We start from the raw sequence: 20,605 nt of genomic DNA, 5'->3' as shown, positions 1-20,605 counted from the left end.
AACTACCCCTTCTTGAAGCCGACGAGGAAGCCGCCGGAGAAGCCGGCGGAGATAGACAGGGTCGACAGAATCGTCGAAATCCAGTCCGGCGGCGCGCCGGTCGCGGCGTCCTGCGTGGCGCTCACGAGGCCGCCGGTGAGGCGCTCCCAGTCAACGGTGATGATGCCCCGCGATTCGAGGAACTTGAACACGGCGAGTTCGAGGCCGACGATGACGGCGATGAGCTTCGCGATTTTCTTGGCCGCGAAGCCGATGATGCCGCCGATGACGGCCCCGCTCCCGAACTCGATGCCGAGCTGCTGCGGGTCGATGCTCAGTTGCAAGAGGTCCATACGGCGAACATCCCGCCCGTCAGTATAAGTGATTTGTGGGGAGACTGTCGCCGTCACCGAACTGTCAGGTCGCGCCCGGGCAACCTACAAGAGTCCCGGCGTCCAAACGCGGCCATGGAACGGGAGGTGACGGGACGCCATCTCGACGCGTGACCCCGGCCGAGCGGGGCTTAAGTGCCTCCGGCGGCTAGTACCGACTGACACAGTGCAGGCTACGTACCCCACAATCGAGGTGCGGCGATGAGTCGCGTCGTCGTCGCGAAGCGCGTCGACCGCGGAGACGCCGACCTCACGGAGATTTCCGACCTCGCCCGCGCCGCGGGCTACGAGGTGGTCGGCGAACTCACCCAGACCCGTGAAGAGGACGCCGCGTTCCACTTCGGCGAAGGGAAAGTCGGCGAGTTAGCGTCGCTTGTCGCGCGCGAGGACGCCGCCGCCGTCGTCTTCGACAACCGACTGGGCCCCTACCAGACGTACAACATCGCCCAGAAGCTCCCCGACGACGCGGAGGTCATCGACCGCTTCACGCTCATCCTCGAAATCTTCGGCCAGCGGGCGAACACCCGCAAGGCGCAGTTACAGGTCGAACTCGCCGAGCTCCGCTACGAACTGCCCCGCGCCGAGGCGAAGGCGTCGCTGGCGAAGCGCGACGAGCGCCCCGGGTTTATGGGCCTCGGTGAGTACGACGAGAGCCGCGAACAGGACATCAAGGCCCAGATTTCGCGCATCAAGAACGAACTGGACGCCATCGCGGACAAAGAAGAGACCCGGCGCGAACAGCGCCGCGAGTCCGGCTTCGACCTCGTGGCCCTCGCGGGCTACACGAACGCCGGGAAGTCGACGCTGATGCAGCGGCTCGCCGCCGACCTCGAAGTCGGCCAGAACGACGACCTCCACCCGGACCTCGACCCGACCGCCGAGTCCCAAGACAAACTGTTCACGACCCTTGGGACGACCACGCGCCGCGCCGAGACGGGCAAGCGAGACGTGCTTCTCACCGACACCGTCGGATTCGTCTCGGACCTCCCCCACTGGCTCGTCGAGTCGTTCAAGTCCACGCTCGATTCGGTCTACCGGGCCGACCTCGTGTTGCTCGTCGTGGACGCCTCCGAGCCCATCGAGGAGATGCGCGAGAAGCTCGTCACCAGCCACGACACGCTCTACGAGCGCAACGAAGCGCCCATCGTGACCGTGTTCAACAAGGTGGACAAGGTCGCGGCCGAGGAACTCGAAGAAAAGCGCGCCGCGCTGTCGGCGCTCGCGCCCAACCCCGTCGCCGTCTCGGGGCTGACCGGCGAGAACGTCGAGGAACTGGCCGCCCGCGTCGAGGACGAACTGCCCGCGTGGAAGCACGAGCGCCTCCTGTTGCCGATGGCCGACGACACGATGAGCCTCGTCTCGTGGCTCTACGACCACGCCCACGTCGAGGCCGAGGAGTACGAGGGCGAGCAGGTCCACGTCGAGTTCGAGGCGCGCCCCGCAATCGTCGAGAAAGCGCGGGCGAAGGCCGCCGACCTCTCTGCGCCGGCCGACTCGGCCTGACTCGCGTCACACACGCCGGGTCCACCGAGACGCGACCGGATCCGGCTCAGTCGAGCGTCTCTTTTTGTTTCGTGACGACTTCCACGTCGGAGATACGCGTCCCCGGATACTGGCCGTCGTCGTCTTTCTCCGCGGCCTTCACCATGTCCCAGACGACGTTGAGGCCGGTCGTCACGCCCTCTAACGCCTCCATCTCACAGCCCGTTTTCCCGGTCGTCCCGACCGTCACGGACAGCGTGACCGACTCGTCGGCCACCTCGAACTCGGTGTCGACGTTCGTGATGGGAATCTGGTGGCACATCGGAATCGTCTCCCACGTGTGTTTGACGGCCTGAATCGCGCCGATTCGGGCGGTCGCCAACACGTCGCCCTTCCCGATTTCGTCGTCGCGGATAGCCCGAACAGTGTTGGCGCTGAGGTGGATGGTTCCGCGGGCGACCGCCCGACGGCGGGTGTCGGGCTTTTCGCCCACGTCGACCATCTGGACGTTGCCCTCCTCGTCGACGTGGGTCAGGTCGCGGTCGTCGCCGTCGGCCGACTCGTTCGACTCCGACCCGGCGTGCTCGTCGCTCATGCTTCCTCACCTCGCAGAGCCGCGGGCAGTCGTTCGAGCAGGTCGGTGGCGACGAGACCGCTGCCGAACGCCTCGGCGGCGAGGTCGCCCGCGCGGCCGTTCGCGTAGGCCGCGACGGCGGCCGCGTCGAGCGGGGGCAGGACGACCGCGAGCGCGCCGGTCGCGCCCGCAAGTACGTCGCCGGTCCCCCCGACGGTCATGCCGGGGTTCCCAGTTCGGTTGACGCGGACCGCGTCGCCGTCGGAGACCACGTCGTACGCGCCCTTCACGAGGAGCGTGTGGCCGAGGTCGGCGGCGAACTCGCGGACGAGGTCGCGTCGGGCCTCCCAGTCGGCGTCGGTCTCGCCGCCCATCTTCGCCAACTCGCCCTGATGGGGCGTACAGATGAGGGTCGCCTCGGTGTCCACCTCGGGGACGACCTGCAGGGCGTCGGCGTCGACGACGGCGGTCCCGTCGTAGGCGGCGAGGAACTCGCGGACCGCGTCGAGCGACTCGTCGGCGTCGCCGAGGCCGGGACCGAAAACGACCGCGTCGCGGTCGGCGGCGAAATCGAGGAGGTCGGGGACGTGTTCGGGTGCGAGTCGGTCGCCCGAAAAGCCGCGGACGATGAGGTTCTCCGAGTAGCCCTGTACCTCGCGGGCGACGGTCTCGGGGCAGGCGACGCGGGCGAGGTCCGCGCCGGCTCTGAGGGCCGACTGCGCGGCGAGCGCGGGCGCGCCGGTGTACGGGCCGCCGCCGACGACGAGCACGTCGCCGTGGTCACCCTTGTGGCTCTGGGCGTCGCGGTCGAGCGCGAGGAGGTCGCCGGGACCGGTGAACAACTCGGCCGCCTCGGGGATGCCGATGTCGGCGACGACGACCTCGCAGTCGAGGTCGCCGAGACCGGGCTTGTCGTCGTGGAAGGTGACGACCCGGTCGGCGTCGACCGTGAGTCCCGCCGCGTCGCCGGTGTCGGCGTCGACGCCGGAGGGAACGTCCACCGCGAGGACAGTCGCGGATGACTCGTTGATGGCGCGCGCGGCCGTCGCCTCGGGTTCGCGGAGCGCGCCGGTGACGCCGGTGCCGAGCATCGCGTCCACGACGAGGTCCGGGTCGCCGAGGTCGAAGGCGGTCGAATCGGTGACGGTCCGTCGGTCGGCCTCGCCCGCGACGAGGGCGTCCCAGTTCTCGCGGGCGATGTCGGTCGAAATCGTCTCCGGGCGACCGAGCAGGTGGACGGTCACATCGTACGCCTTCAGGAACCGCGCGGCGACGAGCGCGTCGCCGCCGTTGTTGCCGCGGCCGGCGACGATTGCGACCGACGCGCCGGGCTCCGCGAGGTCGCGGCAGGCCCGCGCGACGGCGTTCCCGCTCGACTCCATGAGCTGTTTCCGCGGCACGCCGAGCGCCTCGGCGTTCAGGTCGACCGCGGCCATGCGTCGACTCGTAATCATACGCCCCCGTTGGCCCGGGGCCGCGTTAACACATGTGGTCGCGGGTCGGATTCGCAACGTTTGACACGGCGGCGACTGAATCCGAGGTAGTGACTCGCCGCCTCTTCGGAACTCTCTGCGGACTCGTCTTCCTCGTCAACTTCGGCCGCGTCGCGTTCCCGCCGCTCGTCGAGACGCTCCAGACGCAGTTTTCGGTCGGTCCGGCGACCATCGGCGTCGTGACGAGCCTCGTCTGGCTCGGGACAGCCATCCCGCGCATCCCCGTCGGCTACCTCCTCACGCGCGTCTCGCGGTCGAAGGTCGTCCTCGGGTCGGGCACGCTCCTCGTCGTCGCCGCGGCGTTCACCGCGAGCGCGACGTCGGTGCTGACGCTCCAAATCGGCGCGTTCGGTCTCGGCCTCGCCTCGGGCGCGTACTTCGTCTCCGCGACCCCGCTCGTCGGCGAACTGTTCCCCGAGCGCGTCGGCCGCATGGTCGGCATCCACGGCGCGGCCAGTCAGGTCGCCGCCGTCGTCGCCGCGCCCGTGGTCGTCTTCATCCTCGCGTCGTACTCGTGGCGCGAGACGTTCTGGGTGCTGGCGGCCGCCGGCGCGCTCGTGACGCTCCTCCTCTACGCCGTCTCCCGAGACGGGAGCGCGGGGGCCGGCACGGGCGCGGACCGAGACTTCTCCGCCGCGCTCGGCCACTGGAAACTCATCCTCACGGGCATCCTCCTCATCGCGCCCGCGGGGTTCGTCTGGCAGGGCCTGTTCAACTTCCTCGTGTCGTACATGACGCAGGCGAAGGCGTTCGACGCCGCCACCGCGAGCACGATGCTCACTATCGTCTTCGCGGCCGGCGTCCCCGCGTTCTCGCTGTCGGGTCGCCTCGCGGACAAACTCCCGCACGTCCCCTACATCTTCGGCCTGCTCGTCGCCTTTATCGGCGCGCTCGTCGCCCTGACCTACGCGCAGGGCTTCGTCGCCGTCGCCGTCGTCGTCGCCGTACTCGGCTACGTCATCCACAGCCTGTTTCCCGCGCTGGACACGTTCATGCTCTCGTCGCTCCCCAGCGACGCCCGCGGGAGCGCCTACGCCGTCTTCAGTGGCGCGGCGCTCCTCTTGGAGGCTAACGGGAGCGGCGCGGTCGGCTTCCTCACCGAGGCGAACTACGCCTTCGAGGCGGTCTTCCGAACACTCGCCGGAGGGCTCGCGGTGTTCGTCGCCGCGCTCGCGGTTCTCTACGCGGTGAACCGACTGCCGGGCGTCGACCGGACCGACCCGTCGAGCGCCTGACTCCCGAAACCGTTTACTTCTCGCACCGAAATGTCGAGTGTATGTCAGGGTTGCTGCCGTCCGACGGAACCGTCGATACGAGCGACGAGACCGCCCCGCGGGTCCATTGGCTCGACGACGACGAGACGGAGCAACTCCTCGGAAGTCTCTCTTGTGACACCGCCCGCGACCTGCTGTCGTGTCTGCAGGACTCGCCGGCGACGGCGACCGAACTCTCGAAGCGGGTCGAGACCTCCGTCCAGAACGCCCGCCACCACCTCGGAAACCTCATCGACGCCGACCTCGTCCGCGTCGCCGGCACCCGCTACTCCGAGAAGGGGCGCGAAATGAAGGTGTACGCCGCCGCGGGCGCTCCGTTCGTCGTCTGCGTCGGTGGCGACAGCGGCGACCGCGAGGCCTTCGCCGAGGCCATCGCCTCCTTCCTCGAATAGCGCCGACGGCCCCGACGCTCACGTTCGCGCGAACGTTCAAGTACGGGAACGCGGCCAGTCACCGACACCCCTATGGCCGTCGCAACTGGACCACAGAGCGTGACCTGGCAGGAGGTGTTCGGCCACCCGGAGGCGTACCCGGAGCAGGCCGATGGAATCGAGACCGCGATACAGACCGCCCGAGACGACGGCTTCGCCGTCGTGGAGGGCGCGTGCGGGACCGGCAAGACGATGCTCGCGCTCACCGCCGGCATCGAACTCGTCCGCGACCCCGACTCCGACTACGAGCGCGTCTTCGTCCTCACGAGCGTCAAGCAACAGTTGCGGCAGTTCGAGGCCGACCTCCGAACCATCAACGAGAACCTCCCGACCGACTGGAAACCCGTCTCGGGGCTCACGCTCGTCGGCAAGTCCGACGTGTGTCCCTACAGCCGCGAGGGCTGTGGCGGCATCGACGACTCGACCGTCTACGACCGCTGTGAGGGCCTCCGCGACCGGACCCGCGGGCTCGTCGGCGACGGCGGTCGGACCAGCGCCGAGGCGCTCGCCAAGGACGCCCGCGAGCAACAGACCGGCCTCCTCGACACCGGTTCGACCACCGCGGGCCCGAACTACCTCGAAACCGCGGGCGACCCGACGCCGTACCCGAAGTCGATGCCGGAGTACGAGGACGTGGAGTACTGCCCCTTTTATGCGAACTTCCTCGCGGACCTCCCCGAAGACGGCGACCCAATCGAGGCCGTCCCCTTCGACTTCGACGACAAGGGACTCATCGCGACCGAGGACCTCGTCTCGCTGGCCGCTGGCGCGGGGTCGTGTCCCCACTCCGTGATGGGCGCGCTGTTGCCCCACGTCGAGGTCGTCGTCGGCAACTACTACCACGCGTTCGACCCGACGACCGTCGGCACGTTCACCGGCGCGCTCGTCGACGACTCGACGTTCGTCATCTGCGACGAGGCGCACATGCTCGAACCCCGCGTCCGCGACCTCGTCTCCGTCGGCGTCGGCGACCGGACGCTCCGCGACGCCGAAAGCGAGTTCACGCGGGTCATCCAGCCGGTGAAGTTCGACGACGCCGGCAAGTCCACCGTCGACGCCGAACTCGTCCGCGGAGAGCTACAGGAGGCCGACGTGACGCTCCGCGAACTGGAGGAGACCCGAGACTTCATCCGCGACCTCCGCGAGGAACTCGACCGCCGCGTGACCGCCCATCTCGACCGCGAGTACGTCGGCTGGCGCGCCGACCTCACCGAACTCGACGACGAGGAACTCCCCCTGCGCGACCCCGAGGACCCCGGCGTCGACGAACTCACCGAGTGGGCGGACGACAACGGCCACGACGAGGGGACGTGGGTCCGCGCCGAGGCGACCGGCTCGGCGGTCGCCCGTATCCTCGACTCGGTGGAGGAAGACGACAAGCGCCGGGCCGCGCCCGCGGCGGGGCGGGCGCTGGCGACGTGGGCCTACGCAGACCACGAAAAGCACTTCCGCGAAATCGAACTCGAACGGACGTGGGACGAGATGGAGCCACCGGAGTCGTGGCGGCGCGCCTACAACGCCCGGCTGTCGGTCCACAACTGCGTCCCCGGCGAAGCCATCGCCGAGCGCCTCGGCGACTTCGGCGGCGGCGTCCTCATGAGCGCGACGCTCGAACCCATCGACGTGTTCCGGCGCGTGACCGGCCTCGACGCCCTCGCCGACGACGGCCGCCCGGTGGCAGAGCGGACGTTCGGCCTCGGCTTCCCCGAGTCGAACCGCGCGAGTTTCGCCGTCGACGTGCCGAAGTTCACCCACAGCAACCGCGGGCCGCCCGGCGAGGAAAACGAGACGAGACTCGCGTACACCGACGCCGCCGTCGAAGTGTGCGAGCGGTCGCCCGGGAACGTCCTCGTCGGGATGCCGAACTACGCAGAGGCCGAGTGGATGGCGGGCGCGCTCGAAGCCCGCGTGGGCAAGCCCGTCCTCCTCGACGAGTCGTCCGACGACGGGGCCACGGAGCGACTCAAGCGCGACTTCTTCGGCGGCGAGGGGAAAGTGCTCGTGACGAGCCTCCGCGGCACGCTCACCGAGGGCGTCGATTACAGCGGCGACAAGCTCTCGGCGGCGGTCGTCTGCGGCGTCCCACTCATCAACACGTCGTCGCCGCGGACCCGCGCGGTGAAGACCGCCTACGACCGCGAGTTCGGTGACGGGTTCGAGACGGCACTCACGGTGCCCGCGGTCAGAAAGGCGCGGCAGGCCATTGGCCGCGTTATCCGCGGCACCGACGAGGTCGGCGTCCGCGTCTTCGTGGACGCTCGGTACGCCCGCGACTCGTGGAACGGCGTCCGCGACTACCTGCCGGCACAGGAACGCGAGGAGTTCAGACCGGTCAGCCCAGACATGCTCGGCTTCGGTCTCGACCAGTTCTGGTCGTCGGTCGAGTAGTCGCGCGCGAGGTTCGCCTCCCGCCGAACGACCGTCAGAAAGCGGTTACCGCTCGTCGTCCCACGCGTCCCGGCAGTCGTCGTCGCAGAAGTGCCGCGCCTGTACGGCGCCGTCTTCGACCCACGTGACGACGCGGTGCGTCGGGTTGTTCGCAACCGGCTCCCCGCACGTCGCGCAGGTCGGGGCGTCTTCTGGGTCTACGTTCTCTTCCAAATCGGACGTGGGATCGACCATCGACAGCCAGATGGCGGTCCCGGGCACTTCAACCCGTCTCCGCCGGCAGAAGTCGCCCGACAGGGCGGTCACCCCCGTGGAACTGTGGAATCCACACCTGCGCGAGGGGAACCGAAGCTATGTATCACTCCGTACTCCCACTTGGTGCAACGTTTTGTAACCAACGGGTATTGTCAATCACTACCACACTTAGTGAAGGTTATGTAATCACCGTCGCGTGTGTATAGGTGACGGCGAATGTCAGAAGTGCCCGCCTCTCAGGATTCGGTTGCAGGGACCGCTGACCGCACCGGCGCGGATACCACCGGGGATTGCTTCCTCCATAGCGTCGTCGTCACCTATCGAGGGAGCCCGGACCAGGTCACCGTCTACCCCCGGCGCGACAGCTGCTGCGACCGAATGGAGGCGTGGCTGACCGCCGACGCCGACGCGTTCATCTCGCTCGACGAGATGTGCTGAGTCGCCGCCGCGGTCGCCGCGCACCCGACGAGAACGCACGCCGCCGATAGCCCTTCCTCCCCGCCGCGTCGGCTCAGCCGACGAACTCGGCGTCGGACAGCGTCTTTTGTACCGCTTCTTCGCCCACCGCCGCAGCCAGCGCCTCGAAGCCGGCGCGCTCGGCGCGGTCGCGGGCGTTCGCCACCAGCCGCGAGACGATGAACTCCGGCGTGGACTTGCCGACCGTGCCGAACCGCGGCTGGTAGTCCACGCGCAGTTCCAACTCGTCGGTCAGGCCCTCGGCGAAGATGCCGTCGATGCGCGCCTCCGGCGGGAGCGGGCTCAGTTCGTCCGCGAGGTGCGTGACGTAGACGCCGAAGGCGTCGCGCTCGACGGTGAGGTTCACGAGGCCGTTGAGCAGGTCGGCCGCGCGGCCCGGTTCGGTGATGGCCTCGAACTCGTCGACGAGCATCAGCGTCCGCCCGTCGCCCGACAGCGGCGGGACGATTGACTTGAGCGTCGATTCGAGCACGCCCGCGTTGAAGCTCGCGTGCCGGCGGTGGAACACGACCGAATCGAACCGGCCGACGACCGCCGACTCGGCGGGGACGGGAAGCCCCATCGACGCGAGGATGGCGACCTGCGAGAGCGTCTCCAGCAGGGTCGTCTTCCCGCCGCTGTTGGCCCCGGTGAGGACCGACACGCGGTCGCCGACCGGCGGCGTCGGCCCCGACGCGCACGCGAGTTCGTGGTCGCCGACGGCGTAGGAGACGGGCTGTGGGTCGTCGATGAAGAGGTTGCGCGCCCCGCAGACCGCCAGCCCCGTCTCGGCGATGTCCGGCCGCGTCAGGTCGTACTCGTCGGCGAACCGCGCGAGCGACAGCGACAGCGCGACCTCGTCGACGGCCTCGACCGCGAGGTCCACGTCGTCGCGAGCGGCCCAGATACGGTCGCGGAGCTCCTCGGCGACGGTCTCCTCGCGCGCGGTGACGTCGGCTTCGAGGTCCTCGACGAGCGCCCGGAGCGACGCGCTTACGAAGTCGGTCGCGTCGCGGGCGTCCTCGGCGGCGACCGCTTCGACCTCGCCGCGCGAGAGGTCGGTCTCCTGTGCGACGTACTGGACGAACGCGGCGCGGAAGTCGTCGAGCGAGCGGACGCCCCGCGACTGGATGGTTTCGAGCACGTCGAACGAGCCGGATTGGAGTTCGTTCGCGGTGTCGAGTCGGCTCCGCAGGCTGTCGAGGCGGTCGTCGGCACCCGCGGCGACCGAGCCGTCCTTGTCGACGTAGCCGAGCGCGCCGAGCGCGTCGCGGAGGGCGTCCGGGTCTGCCTCCTCCAGCGCGTCGAACGGCTCGCCGCGGAGTCCAGCCTCCCTGAGTTCGAGCGCGGCGCGAACGGCGGCGCGCTCGGTCTCGCCGGCCTCGTCGTACTCGCGGAACGTCGCTTCGACGGCGTCGCGGGCGTCGTCGTCGAGGTCGGCCCACGCCTCCCGCGCCGCGAGGACGCGGTCGAGGCGGTCGCGCCGGTCTCCGACGGTCGGAAGCGGCGTCAGGACGCGGATTCGGTCGGCGGCGTGTTCGGTCAGCGCGCGGTCGCTCGCGAGCGACAGGAGGTCGTCGTACACGTCGCGGGCGTCGCGGGTCGACAGCGCGTCGATGCCGGCCTGCCCGTCGGCGCGGCGGAGAATGCGAACCGCCCGCCCGCGGGTGACGCCGGCGTCGACGAGCGCCCGCACGTCGGCCGACTCGATAGCGGCGACCGCTCCCTCCCTGCCGAGAGCCGATTTCAGTCGGTCCGAGGTCTTCGGGCCGACTCCCCAATAGTCTTCGAGTCGCATACCGGGGGCGTCTCACCGGGCGCTCTTAGGTCCATCCGTCGGCCGGTGCCGCCGCTGTTCGAGGGGGAGTCCGCGAAGAAAATATCAGTGTGACGTGACGCGCTGGTCGGTGTCGGTGTCGGTCGCCTCGTCGGGACGGAGCAGGTGTCGGCCGGGCACCGACTCCGCGTCGCGGTCGAGGTCGCGGGCGGCACCGACCGCGAGGACGGTTGTGAGCGTTCGGACGGCCCGCTCGTGGTCGGCGCGGCAGTCTCGGAGGGCCATCGGGCCGATTCCGAGTTGGTGGTACGGTTCGAGGTCGGCGCTCGTGAGCACTCCGCGGTCGCGGTAGTCTGTGGCGATTTCCACGAGCAGCGAATGCACGTGAATGAGCTCGTTTTTCTTCATGGGTTGCACGTATGTGCTCATCCGGCGTAAATGGCGCGGTGGTGCGTGCTTTTGGTCTTGTATCTGCATCGGCTAGAAATGAATGTACGCCTCGGGGACACGAACGAAACACCCGTCGCTCGTCGGGCGATTTCGTGGAAAGGGAGTTGGGGTTTGGGCAGGGACACGTCCCCAAGGCGGAGAGAGGGGGTAGGTTGTCGATTCCGCCGTAGGGTCGTGCGGGCACGACGAGTGACCCGGGCAGGTCACTGTGGCCATATAGTCGAATGGCGCGGTCGGTACTAATTCACGGCCCTACGTGGTTAGGTCTGGTTCGGGCCGACCGAGAAACGCACAAGTCAGTGGGGGTTAGAGTCGGGGTATGCACGCACGACGGGACGCCGGTTCGAGGGGAGGTCGGGACGGATGACCGACGGGTCTCCGCAGTCGGTCGACGACCCGTCTGCAACGGAGCGCGAACTGCGCCAGCGACTCGACATCCTCGCGACGTTCAACGAGGTCGTCGCGGACGTGAACGAGGCCATCGTCGACGCCGGCGGGCGCGCGGGCATCGAACGCCAGGTCTGCGAGCGACTCGTCCAGACCGACGAACTCCGGTTCGCGTGGGTCGGCGTGGTCGACGAGACGACCGGCGACGTGGAGCCGACCGCGTGGGCCGGCGTCGAAGACGGCTATCTCGACGAGATAGACGTGTCGGTGTCGGCGGCGCGCCCCGAGGGCAACGGCCCCGTCGGCCGCGCGGTCCGGTCGAACGCGGTGCAGGCGACCCAGAGCATCGCCGACGAGCCGGCGTTCGGACCGTTCCGCGAACCGGCGCTCGAACGGGGCTACCGCTCGGCGGCGTCGGTGCCGCTCGTCTACGACGACGCGCGCTACGGCGTGCTCACGATGTACGCCGAACACGAGCGGGCGTTCACCGCGGAGCTCGCCGAGCCGATTTCGAACCTCGGCCACGCCGTCGCCCACGGCATCGACACCCACGTCCGGCGGGAGCGCGAGCGCGAACTCGAACGCCGCGAGCAGGCGTTTTCGCGCATCGTCGAGGACATCGAGGAGTACGCGCTGTTCCGCCTCGACGCCTCGGGTCGCGTCGAGAGTTGGAACCGCGGCGCGGCGGCCATCAAAGGCTACGATACGGAGGAGATACTCGGCAAGCACATCGAGACGTTCTACACCGACGAGGACGCCGAAGACGGCCTGCCAGAGCGCCTCCTCGACCGAGCACGGACCGAGGGCCGAGCGGAGAACGAGGGGTGGCGCGTCCGTGCCGACGGCACTCGCTTTTGGGCGTCTGTCACCATCACCGCCCTGACCGACGACGCCGGTGAGGTCATCGGCTTCGCCAAGGTGACCCGCGACATGACCGAACGGAAGCGCCGCGAGCAACAGCTCGACGCGGTGTTCAACAGCACCTTCCAGTACATCGGGCTGGTCGAGCCAGACGGCACGGTCCTCCGGGTGAACGATGCCGCGCTCGACCTCGTTGACGCCGACCGCGACGACGTGGTGGGGTTGCAGGCGTGGGAGACGCCGTGGTGGCACGGCGACGATGAGCGCATCGCCGACCTCCGGGCCGCTCTCGGCCGCGCTTCCGAAGGAGCGTTCGTCCGCTACGAGGTCGAAATCGAACGGGAGAACACCGACCGGCCGGTCGTCATCGACTTCTCCGTCACCCCGGTCCGCGACGGCGACGGCGACGGCGACGGCACGGTGTCGCTTCTGGTCCTCGAAGGCCACGACATCACCGCCCGCAAGGAGCGAGAGCGGGAGTTGCGCCGCGAGCAGGAGCGACTGGAGTTCGTGAACCGCATCATCCGCCACAACCTCCTCAACGGGCTGAACGTGGTCGGCGCGCGCGCGGACATCGTCGAGGACTTCGTGGACGACGCGGGGCTGACTCATCTCGAAACGATACAGGGGCGCGTCCGCGAGATGACCGAACTCGTCGGGACGATGCGGACGTTCATGAAGGTCATCGTCGAGCGCGAGTCCCACGAGTTCCGCCCGCGGCGAATCGACGAGGCGGTCGACCACGGCGTGGACTCGCTCCGCCGGGAGTCCGACGCCGCGAGCGTCGCTGTCGGGCGACTGCCGGACATCTCGGTCGTCGCCGACGACCTGCTGGACGAGGTCGTCGAACACCTGCTGAAGAACGCCGTCCAGCACAACGACAAGCCGAACCCGACGGTCGAAGTCGAGGTGGGCGCCGGCGACGACGTGGTCGAACTCCGCGTCTCCGACAACGGGCCGGGCGTTCCCGACGAGGAGAAACACCGCATCGTCGACCAGCGCATCGAGGACCTATCGAACCCGGGCAACGGCTTCGGCCTCTTTCTGGTCCGCGAAATCGTCGAGAGCTACGGCGGGACGGTCGAAATCGAGGACAACGACCGCGGCGGAGCCACGTTCGTCATCACGCTCCCGCGGGCGTGAGTTCGGCTCGCGGTCGGCTCGCGGGTCGGTTCGCAGTCGGTCTCGGGAATCCCCCCCGACCATCGGAGACGGCCGAATCGGGTCACTGAACCGCCTAAATTCCACCCGCTGCGATGGGCAGATATATTACCGTTCGCCGTTACTGTGTGTTCGATACGATGGTCACCGAACGCTCGGCGCGCGAGAGCCCCGAACAGCGGGCCGCCGAGCAGGTCGTCCTCGTGGTCGACGACGACGAGGACCTCGCAGACACCTGCCGGTACTGGCTCGACGGCGAGCGGTTCGCCGTCGAGACCGCCTACGGCGGTGAAGAAGCCCTCAACCGACTCGACGACACGGTCGACGTCGTCCTCCTCGACCGGCGAATGCCGAACGTCACGGGCGACGACGTGCTCGACGAGATTCGCGAGCGCGGCCTCGACTGCCGCGTGGCGATGATGACCGCGGTCGAGCCGGACACCGACATCGTCGACATGCCGTTCGACGCCTACCTCGTCAAACCCGTCTCGGAGTCGGAGGTCAAAGAGACGGTCGAAGAATTGCTCGTGCGATCGGGCTTCGAGTCCGAGGTCCGCGAGTATTTCGCGCTCGAATCCACCGAGGCGGCGCTCGACAGCCGGGACGTGGAGGAGCTCCGCGAACCCGAGGCGCTTTCGGACCTCCGCAGCCGGCTGAAGGCGGTACGGGCCGAACACGAGGCGGCGATTCGCAACCGCGAGGCGCAGCTCGACCGCCTGAGCCGAACCAACGAGCTCCTCCGCGACATCGACCGGGCGGTAATCGATGCGCGGACCCGCGACGAAATCGAACAGACCGTCTGCGACGCGGTCGCGAGCGCCCACGAGGCCGCGTTCGTTCTCAGACGCACCGCCGCCGGCACGCTCCGGTGTACCGCCGCGGCGGGCTACGGACTCGACCCCGCGGGCGTCGACCTCGACTTCGTCGACGAGGCGTTCGACATCGACGGAACGGTCGAAGACGGCTTCGCCTTCGAGGACATCTCCGAGGCGCACCGCGCGGCGGTCTTCGGCGACGACGCCGCCGACCTCGACGCGGTGTCGGCGCTCTGTGTCGCTATCGACTACCGCGAGACGGCGTACGGCGCGCTCGTCGTCTACGACGAGACCGACGGCTTCGACGAGGAGTCCGCGGGCCTGTTTTCCGACCTCGGCGCGACCGTCGGCAACGGTATCAACGCGACGCAGAGCAAGCAGCTTCTCAACGGTGACAGCGTCGTCGAACTGGAGTTTCAGGTCGCCGGCGCGGGTGACGCCAGCGTGCTCGCCGGGCTCTCGGCGACGCTTGACTGCCGACTCTCGCTGGACGGCGTCACCCGCGCCGGCGACGAGCTTACCTGTTTCGTCAGCGTCGCCGGCGCGTCGGGGTGCGACGCGGTCGCGGCCGCCATCGACTCGGACGACGTCTCGCAGGCCCGCGTCGTCGCCGACGGCGACGAGGAGTCCGTCGTCGAACTCCGCACCGACGCCGAGGCGGTGCTGTCGACCGCTATCGACCACGGCGCGAGCGTGGAGCGGTTGACGCTCTCCGAGGGGAGCGGCACCCTCGCGCTCCACGTCGCGGCCGACGCCGACCACGGCGCGCTTGTGGAGGCGGTGACGACGGCTGCAGCCGGCGTCTCGGTCGTCGCAAAGCGCGAGGTGGAACGGTCCGTCCAGTCGGCCGACTCTTTCCGCCGGACGCTCGACTCGAAACTGACAGACCGGCAGCAGACGGTCCTCGAAACGTCGCTCGTCTCCGGCTACTTCGAGTGGCCCCGCGGGAGCACGGCCGAGGAGGTCGCCGACTCGCTCGGTATCTCGCCGCCGACGCTCCACGAACACCTTCGGACGGCGGAGCGAAAGCTCATCGAGACGTATTTCGACGAGTTGAATCCCGCGTCGGCGGACGACTGAGGCGGACGGCTACCGACCGTCGGAAGGAGATTAGTCGAGTTTGGCTTCGGGCGCGTCGCCGACGAATCGGTCGGCGGCGTCGAAGACGTCGCGTTTGGTGACTGGCTTCGTGAGCACGGCGTCAACGGGGAGGTCGGCGAGTTCGTCGCCGGGCGTGGCGCTGAGCATGACGACACCGAACGACGCCGGATCGACTCGGCGGCGGAGTTCTTCGAGGACGGATTCGCCGGAGAGGCCGGGGAGGTTGTGGTCGAGGAAGACGAGGTCGACGCTCTCGTCGAACCTCTGGAGGGCCTCACGCCCGGAGTACGCGACTCGGACGCGGTAGTGGCATTCGAGCCACAGTGCGAGGCTATCGGCGAGGGCGGCCTCGTCGTCGACGAGGAGGACAGTCGGCGCGTCGGGCGTGGGTGTCTGTGTCATGGCACGGACCGTGGCTACGTCGGTGTCGCGGAGGCGGTCGGTCGGGCTCGGGCGTGGTCTGTCGAGGGTGGGCGCCGGTCGGCGGCGGTCTCGCTCACGCGTCGTTCATTCGCTGAGACCGCGTGTGCCCACAGCGCGTACAGCGCGTGACGCGGTACGGCTCGCGGGAGAACTCGCGGTTCTCGCGTTTCCGGCTCTCGGTCTTGATTTCGATGGAGACGTCGTGCGGCGTCCGGGCTTCACACGACTGGCACTCTTCGACGAACTCGTTATTTCGGGGACTGCTTTTACTCTTCGACATAGAGCGGTCGTAGCAGTAGCTATGGACTGTGTGCGGTTGAATGCGGAACCTAATCGATTTGGGAGGTGGACCAATCGAGAGGCGGCGGCCGCTCGTCGGTCGAAGAAAACTACTCCGCGGGGACGATTTTCTCGTCGTACTTGTCGCGGAACTCCTGGATGAGTGTGCCCATCTGGGCGTACCAGTCGTTGAGCATGCGCTGCATGTCGTCTGCGACCTCGTTGGGGTCGGTCGGGTGGTAGACGTGGTAGTAGCCGCCGTGTTCGTAGTTCACCTGTTCCTTCTGGATGAGCCCCGCCTGCAGCAGGCGCTGGATGGAGCGGTAGGCGGTCGAGCGCTCCCGTTCGACCGCTTCGGCGACCTCGTCGACGGTCAGGTGTTCGTCGGTCTCGACGAGCACCTCGAAACACCGCCGGTCGAGTTGCTTCAGTCCGTGGAGACACTCGAGGAGTCCCTCACACTCCATGTCCGATTGCAGGTATTCGACCATCGAGCTAGCCATTGTCGGTTCGGGCTACGTGGTCAGCCCTCAAAAGGGTTTGTATAGTTTGCACAACACCGGAGGAGAAACCGCGGCCCGGTGTCGCGGATTCGGGTTCGATGCGAGTGTGGTTCGCGTGCGAGCCGTCGCCGTCAGTCGGCGGTCGAACTCCCGGCGGCTGAGGGCGCGCGCATGGACTTGACGGCGCTGTAGAGCACCGCGCCGGAGACCATGAGCGCCGACCCGAGGATGAGCGCGAGACTGACGTAGTCGAGAACGCCCATGCCGAGGTAGTTCCCGGCCTGCCGGACGGCGACGGCGAGCGCGCCGAGGAGCAACATCAGGCCGAAGTAAATCTTGATTTCGTCCTCGTCGACGATGGAGGTCGCCGCGGAGCCGACGCGCGCACCGAGCGCCGAGCCGGCGAGGAGCGGCGCGACGATAGAGAGGTCGACGCCGCCGGACTGCGCGTAGAGGAACGAGCCGATGCCGCCCGAGAACATGATTTCGAACAGGTCGGTCCCGACCGCGATGGGCACCGGAACGCCGATGAGGTAGAACAGCGCGGGCATGCGGATGAAGCCGCCGCCGACGCCGAGGAAGCCCGAGAGGAGCCCCGTGGCGAACGCGACGAGGAGAATCATCCACAAAGAGACCTTGACGCCGCCGCGGAGGGTTATCATCGGCGGGAGCGAGTAGCTCTGAATCTTCTTCGCCAGCTCTGGGATGTCGTCGGCGTCGATGTCGGCGTCGCCGTCTACGTCGTGGCTGACGCCGCCGCCGTCGCCGCCCTTCAGCGCCTCGTAGGTGACGAACAGCCCGATTCCGCCGAGCAAGAGCACGTACGTGACGCTGATGATGTTCCCGGCGAGTCCGAGTTCTTCGAGGTAGAGGACGATTTCCTTCCCGACTTCGAGGCCGACCGTGGTCCCGATAATCATCGAGATACCGAGTTTGTAGTCGACCTGCCCGAGGTCGCGGTGCTTCAGCGTCGCGATGACGGAGGTCCCGAAGACGAACGCGAGGCCGGAGCCGACGGCCACGCGCGAGGGATACCCCATGACGAGCAGCGCGGGCGTCACGAGGAACGACCCACCCATGCCGAAGAAGCCGAACAGGACGCCGATGAGGACGCCGAATGCGACGAAGAGCGCCAGCATCCCGGCCGACATGCCGAATAGCTCGAACACGCTCACTCACCACCGATGGCCTTGCGAACGGTCGGCCCGAGCGCGGCGGTCAGCGCGCCGTAGCCGACGTACAGCACCATCGCCTCGACGAGAACGACGCCGACGAGCGCGGCGGCCTGTGCGTTCCCGCTCAACGTCTCGATTCCGAACATCTTACCAGCACCCCTCGGGGCGCTCAGAGTGTATTGCACGTATCATACTTTCTTGTACATGGCTGGCTAACCGGAGTGAGTATATAACGCTTTTGGGAATACTGTGCAAGACCATATCGCGATTGCATACACATAAGTTATAGAAAGACCATAGAAATACCACTCAGTCGGCCCATATTTCGTATCATACGACGTTACGAACATATTTCTCCGCTACCTATGACAAAATAGTTGTTTTCTTCTTGTGCAATATTATCTCCAACCAGCTACAGTCGCAGAGCCCCGGTCGAGAGCTGCTCACGACGACGTTTTCGAGTACCGGCGGCGAGCGTCCAACGCCGACTCACGGGCGGAAACGACCACCGGCTGCTCGACAGCGCGCGCGACGCGGTCCATCGGCAGCGGTTCACCGACAGGGAGAGGAGAACACCGTCGCCGTCGCCGTCGCTCTGCGGACGAGGGTACAAAAAGAACGAAATCCGATTCGGCGGGGAGCTCAGTCGGCGGAGGTGCCGGTCGCGGCGCTCTCGGCGCGGCGGGCGCGCCAGAGCCCCTGCAGGTACGCACCGGCGAACATCCCGCCGATGGCGATGAGGATGGGGTAGTTGCCGACGCCGAGGCTGGCGTAGGCCGCGCCGGGACAGATGCCGGAGATACCCCAGCCGGCGCCGAAGACGACCCCGCCGACGACGACGTTCTTGTCGAACGACTTCAGGCGGCGGCCGTAGTCACGCCCGGTGAGGGGCGCGCGGTCGCCGAACGCCTCGGCGAGCGCGAAGACGGTTCCGGTGACGACGGCGGCCCCGCCCATCACGAAGACGAGGCCGAAGTCGTCGAACTGGAGGAAGTCGAGGACGACCTCCGGTCGGGCCATGTTGCTGACGGCGAGGCCGAACCCGAATATCAGGCCGCCCGCGATGACGACCAGCATGAACCCGAGTCCGCGTTCGTCGTCGCTCACGGCGACACCCCCAGCGCGCTCAGGAGCTGTGCGACCCCGATGGCGACGAGCATGAACGTGGCGACGTTGACGAGCGAGGTCCGCGAGCGCGAGCCGACGCCGCAGACCCCGTGGCCGGACGTACAACCCTTCCCGATGCGGGTGCCGACGCCGACGAGCACGCCGCCGACGGCGAAGCGCCACGGTTGCACGTCGGAGACCCACCAGCCGTCGCCGAACAGGACGGTGTAGAGCGCGGCCCCGGCGACGATGCTCAGGGTGAACACGACCCGCCAGTCCCGCGAGGCGACGTACTTCGCCTTGTTGAACCGCGGGAGGTCGGAGACGTACGACAGCGTCGATTCGAGGAAGGTGCTCGTGCCGGCGATGATGCCCGTCCCGAGGTAGATGACGGCGGTCCCGAGTCCGATGAGGAGGCCGCCGAGCGCGTAGTGCGCGATACCGTTCGGGAAGAGCCCCTCGACGAGGAGCGGCGTCAGACCAGACATTTAGTTCGTCAGGGCTTCGTTGCTGGCCGCGCAGTTGTTCGGCCCGAGTTCGAGCTCGAAGGCGCGGTCGTCGTCCGACTCCTGCACGCCGAGGTTCGTCTCGATGATGTCGACGTAGTTGGCCGGCCGCGGCGGCATGTCCGAGAGGATGAACTCCACGAACTCCTCTTTGGGCATCGAAAGTGCGTCCATCGTGTCCTTCAGTTCCCCGAGCGTGGCGGTGTAACTGCCGTCGTCGGCGGGGATTGCCGCGTCGCTGAAGTGCGCGGAGGCCACGATAGCGTCGTCGTCGTGCGAGAGGACGCGCTCCTGCAGGGAGTCGTAGAGCATGCCGGCCGCGTCGGGCGCGCCCTCGTCGCCGTCTTCGAGGTCGGGGCGGGCGACCGACTCGATGAACAGGCCGTCACCCGTGAACAGCACGTTGTCGACCGTGTAGGTCGTCATGCCGGTCGTGTGGCCGGGCGTGTGGATGGCCTCGACGTCGGTGTCGCCGACGGTGAGCGTCTCGCCGTCCGCGATGGTCTCGTAGGGCGTGTCGTAGTCGACGCCGCGGGCTTCTGCGGCCTCGGGGATGACGCCCGTGACGCCGTAGTCTTCGACCAGCGTGCGGACCCCGCTGATGTGGTCGGCGTGGATGTGCGTGTCGACGGCGTACTTCAGTTCCGCGCCGAGCGCCTTCGCGTCGGCGACGTACTCGTCGGCGAAGTAGCGAAGCGGGTCGACGACGGCGGCCTCGTCGCCGTCGACGACGAGGTACGCCAGACAGCCGCTGGAGGGGCGCTGGTACTGCGCGACGAGCGCGTCGCCGTCGGTCTCCAGTTCCGTGTACTCGTAGATGCTCGCCCAGCCGTTCATGCCGCGTTCGAGCGCCACGGCGTCGTAGCCCTCCTGGATGAGGAGTCCGGCGACGTACTCCGAGGAGTGACCCTTCGCACAGAGGACGACGAACTCCTCGTCTTCGGGCAGGTCTTCGAACAGCGACTCGTCGAGCTCCTCGTCGAGGAACTCGAAGTAAGGGATGTTGACGTGCGAGACGTTCTCGCCGTCGATGCGCCAGTCCTCGTGTTCCGACGGCACGCGGTTGTCGAGGATGGTGAGCGACTCGCCCTCGTCGATGCGGGCTTTCAGCGTCTCGGGTTCGATGACTGGCACGCCGACTTCGAGTTCCGGCAGGTCTGGAACGGTCATGTATGCATCACCCACTATCGGGTGGTCCGACTTAAGCTTTCGGATGGTAGTTTGTATTTCTTGCAATACTCAATCGAGGTGTGTCGGCTGATTCTAGTGTGATTTCGTACTCACGCGAGCGTGCAATGGCTCTTTAGTGCCTCACATGGCCGAATATGGGATGAAG

21 protein-coding genes are annotated in these 20,605 nt (G+C 67.8%); 7 read left to right on the top strand and 14 right to left on the bottom strand.

The annotated features are described in order from the left end of the window. Window positions 1-2: 2 nt before the first annotated feature. Complete coding sequence (locus tag C5B90_RS00675) at window positions 3-332, bottom strand: FUN14 domain-containing protein (RefSeq protein WP_115878272.1); 330 nt, start codon at window positions 330-332, stop codon at window positions 3-5. Between the two features lie 240 nt (window positions 333-572). Here C5B90_RS00675 and hflX point away from each other — a divergent pair, with 240 nt between their 5' ends. Continuing rightward, on the top strand, window positions 573-1,874 hold the full coding sequence (gene hflX / locus C5B90_RS00670) for a GTPase HflX (protein WP_115878270.1): 1,302 nt from the start codon (window positions 573-575) through the stop codon (window positions 1,872-1,874). Between the two features lie 46 nt (window positions 1,875-1,920). Here the strand turns inward: hflX and moaC are convergent, their stop codons facing one another. Together moaC and C5B90_RS00660 are read right to left on the bottom strand one after the other, a co-directional pair. Then, window positions 1,921-2,448, bottom strand: coding sequence for a cyclic pyranopterin monophosphate synthase MoaC (gene moaC, locus C5B90_RS00665; protein WP_115878268.1), 528 nt, complete (start codon window positions 2,446-2,448; stop codon window positions 1,921-1,923). After that, entirely contained in the window at window positions 2,445-3,881 is a 1,437-nt protein-coding gene (locus C5B90_RS00660; RefSeq protein WP_255566816.1) for an NAD(P)H-hydrate dehydratase, read from the bottom strand. The genes moaC and C5B90_RS00660 overlap by 4 nt, the downstream gene beginning before the upstream one ends. A gap of 89 nt (window positions 3,882-3,970) precedes the next feature. Between C5B90_RS00660 and C5B90_RS00655 the strand changes: the two genes are divergently transcribed. The 3 genes from C5B90_RS00655 to C5B90_RS00645 all read left to right on the top strand — a co-directional run bounded on the left by C5B90_RS00655 (window position 3,971) and on the right by C5B90_RS00645 (window position 8,013). Then, entirely contained in the window at window positions 3,971-5,155 is a 1,185-nt protein-coding gene (locus tag C5B90_RS00655) for an MFS transporter (protein WP_115880511.1), read from the top strand. Between the two features lie 41 nt (window positions 5,156-5,196). Further along, window positions 5,197-5,586 carry a winged helix-turn-helix domain-containing protein gene (locus tag C5B90_RS00650; protein ID WP_115878266.1) on the top strand — a complete coding sequence of 130 codons (390 nt, stop codon included), beginning with the start codon at window positions 5,197-5,199 and terminating at the stop codon, window positions 5,584-5,586. Window positions 5,587-5,658: 72 nt separating this feature from the next. Further along, entirely contained in the window at window positions 5,659-8,013 is a 2,355-nt protein-coding gene (locus C5B90_RS00645; RefSeq protein WP_115878264.1) for an ATP-dependent DNA helicase, read from the top strand. A gap of 45 nt (window positions 8,014-8,058) precedes the next feature. Here C5B90_RS00645 and C5B90_RS00640 read toward each other — a convergent pair whose 3' ends face one another. After that, entirely contained in the window at window positions 8,059-8,247 is a 189-nt protein-coding gene (locus C5B90_RS00640; protein ID WP_049913423.1) for a hypothetical protein, read from the bottom strand. A gap of 237 nt (window positions 8,248-8,484) precedes the next feature. On the opposite strand from C5B90_RS00640, the gene C5B90_RS00635 reads away from it, so the two are divergent. Continuing rightward, entirely contained in the window at window positions 8,485-8,706 is a 222-nt protein-coding gene (locus tag C5B90_RS00635) for a hypothetical protein (RefSeq protein ID WP_008093146.1), read from the top strand. 73 nt (window positions 8,707-8,779) lie between these two features. Here C5B90_RS00635 and C5B90_RS00630 read toward each other — a convergent pair whose 3' ends face one another. Both C5B90_RS00630 and C5B90_RS00625 read right to left on the bottom strand, forming a co-directional pair. Continuing rightward, complete coding sequence (locus C5B90_RS00630) at window positions 8,780-10,522, bottom strand: DNA mismatch repair protein (protein WP_115878262.1); 1,743 nt, start codon at window positions 10,520-10,522, stop codon at window positions 8,780-8,782. An 84-nt stretch (window positions 10,523-10,606) separates the two neighbouring features. Then, window positions 10,607-10,909 carry a UPF0058 family protein gene (locus C5B90_RS00625; RefSeq protein ID WP_115878260.1) on the bottom strand — a complete coding sequence of 101 codons (303 nt, stop codon included), beginning with the start codon at window positions 10,907-10,909 and terminating at the stop codon, window positions 10,607-10,609. A 405-nt stretch (window positions 10,910-11,314) separates the two neighbouring features. Here C5B90_RS00625 and C5B90_RS00620 point away from each other — a divergent pair, with 405 nt between their 5' ends. Both C5B90_RS00620 and C5B90_RS00615 read left to right on the top strand, forming a co-directional pair. Continuing rightward, window positions 11,315-13,342: a PAS domain S-box protein gene (locus C5B90_RS00620; protein ID WP_115878258.1), complete on the top strand. Its 2,028-nt coding sequence runs from the start codon at window positions 11,315-11,317 to the stop codon at window positions 13,340-13,342. A 158-nt stretch (window positions 13,343-13,500) separates the two neighbouring features. Beyond that, window positions 13,501-15,255 carry a bacterio-opsin activator domain-containing protein gene (locus tag C5B90_RS00615; RefSeq protein ID WP_115878256.1) on the top strand — a complete coding sequence of 585 codons (1,755 nt, stop codon included), beginning with the start codon at window positions 13,501-13,503 and terminating at the stop codon, window positions 15,253-15,255. Between the two features lie 30 nt (window positions 15,256-15,285). Here C5B90_RS00615 and C5B90_RS00610 read toward each other — a convergent pair whose 3' ends face one another. The 8 genes from C5B90_RS00610 to C5B90_RS00580 all read right to left on the bottom strand — a co-directional run bounded on the left by C5B90_RS00610 (window position 15,286) and on the right by C5B90_RS00580 (window position 20,439). Then, complete coding sequence (locus C5B90_RS00610; RefSeq protein ID WP_115878254.1) at window positions 15,286-15,678, bottom strand: response regulator transcription factor; 393 nt, start codon at window positions 15,676-15,678, stop codon at window positions 15,286-15,288. 94 nt (window positions 15,679-15,772) lie between these two features. Continuing rightward, the gene (locus C5B90_RS00605) at window positions 15,773-15,979 is read right to left on the bottom strand and encodes a hypothetical protein (RefSeq protein ID WP_115878252.1); all 207 of its coding nucleotides are present in this window, start codon (window positions 15,977-15,979) and stop codon (window positions 15,773-15,775) included. A 109-nt stretch (window positions 15,980-16,088) separates the two neighbouring features. After that, window positions 16,089-16,469, bottom strand: coding sequence for a helix-turn-helix domain-containing protein (locus C5B90_RS00600; RefSeq protein ID WP_004977164.1), 381 nt, complete (start codon window positions 16,467-16,469; stop codon window positions 16,089-16,091). A gap of 143 nt (window positions 16,470-16,612) precedes the next feature. After that, entirely contained in the window at window positions 16,613-17,632 is a 1,020-nt protein-coding gene (locus C5B90_RS00595; protein ID WP_115878250.1) for a sulfite exporter TauE/SafE family protein, read from the bottom strand. A gap of 20 nt (window positions 17,633-17,652) precedes the next feature. Then, window positions 17,653-17,802 carry a hypothetical protein gene (locus C5B90_RS20670; RefSeq protein ID WP_199180608.1) on the bottom strand — a complete coding sequence of 50 codons (150 nt, stop codon included), beginning with the start codon at window positions 17,800-17,802 and terminating at the stop codon, window positions 17,653-17,655. Between the two features lie 496 nt (window positions 17,803-18,298). Continuing rightward, on the bottom strand, window positions 18,299-18,763 hold the full coding sequence (locus C5B90_RS00590) for a DUF6691 family protein (protein ID WP_115878248.1): 465 nt from the start codon (window positions 18,761-18,763) through the stop codon (window positions 18,299-18,301). Beyond that, on the bottom strand, window positions 18,760-19,251 hold the full coding sequence (locus C5B90_RS00585) for a YeeE/YedE family protein (RefSeq protein WP_115878246.1): 492 nt from the start codon (window positions 19,249-19,251) through the stop codon (window positions 18,760-18,762). Before C5B90_RS00585 ends, C5B90_RS00590 begins: the two co-directional genes overlap by 4 nt. After that, complete coding sequence (locus C5B90_RS00580) at window positions 19,252-20,439, bottom strand: MBL fold metallo-hydrolase (protein ID WP_115878244.1); 1,188 nt, start codon at window positions 20,437-20,439, stop codon at window positions 19,252-19,254. Window positions 20,440-20,605: the final 166 nt, after the last annotated feature.

It is taken from the genome of Haloferax sp. Atlit-12N (assembly GCF_003383095.1).
GTDB lineage: Archaea > Halobacteriota > Halobacteria > Halobacteriales > Haloferacaceae > Haloferax.
Note: the sequence above shows the minus strand (reverse complement) of the source record. Positions and strands in the feature narration are given on the sequence as shown.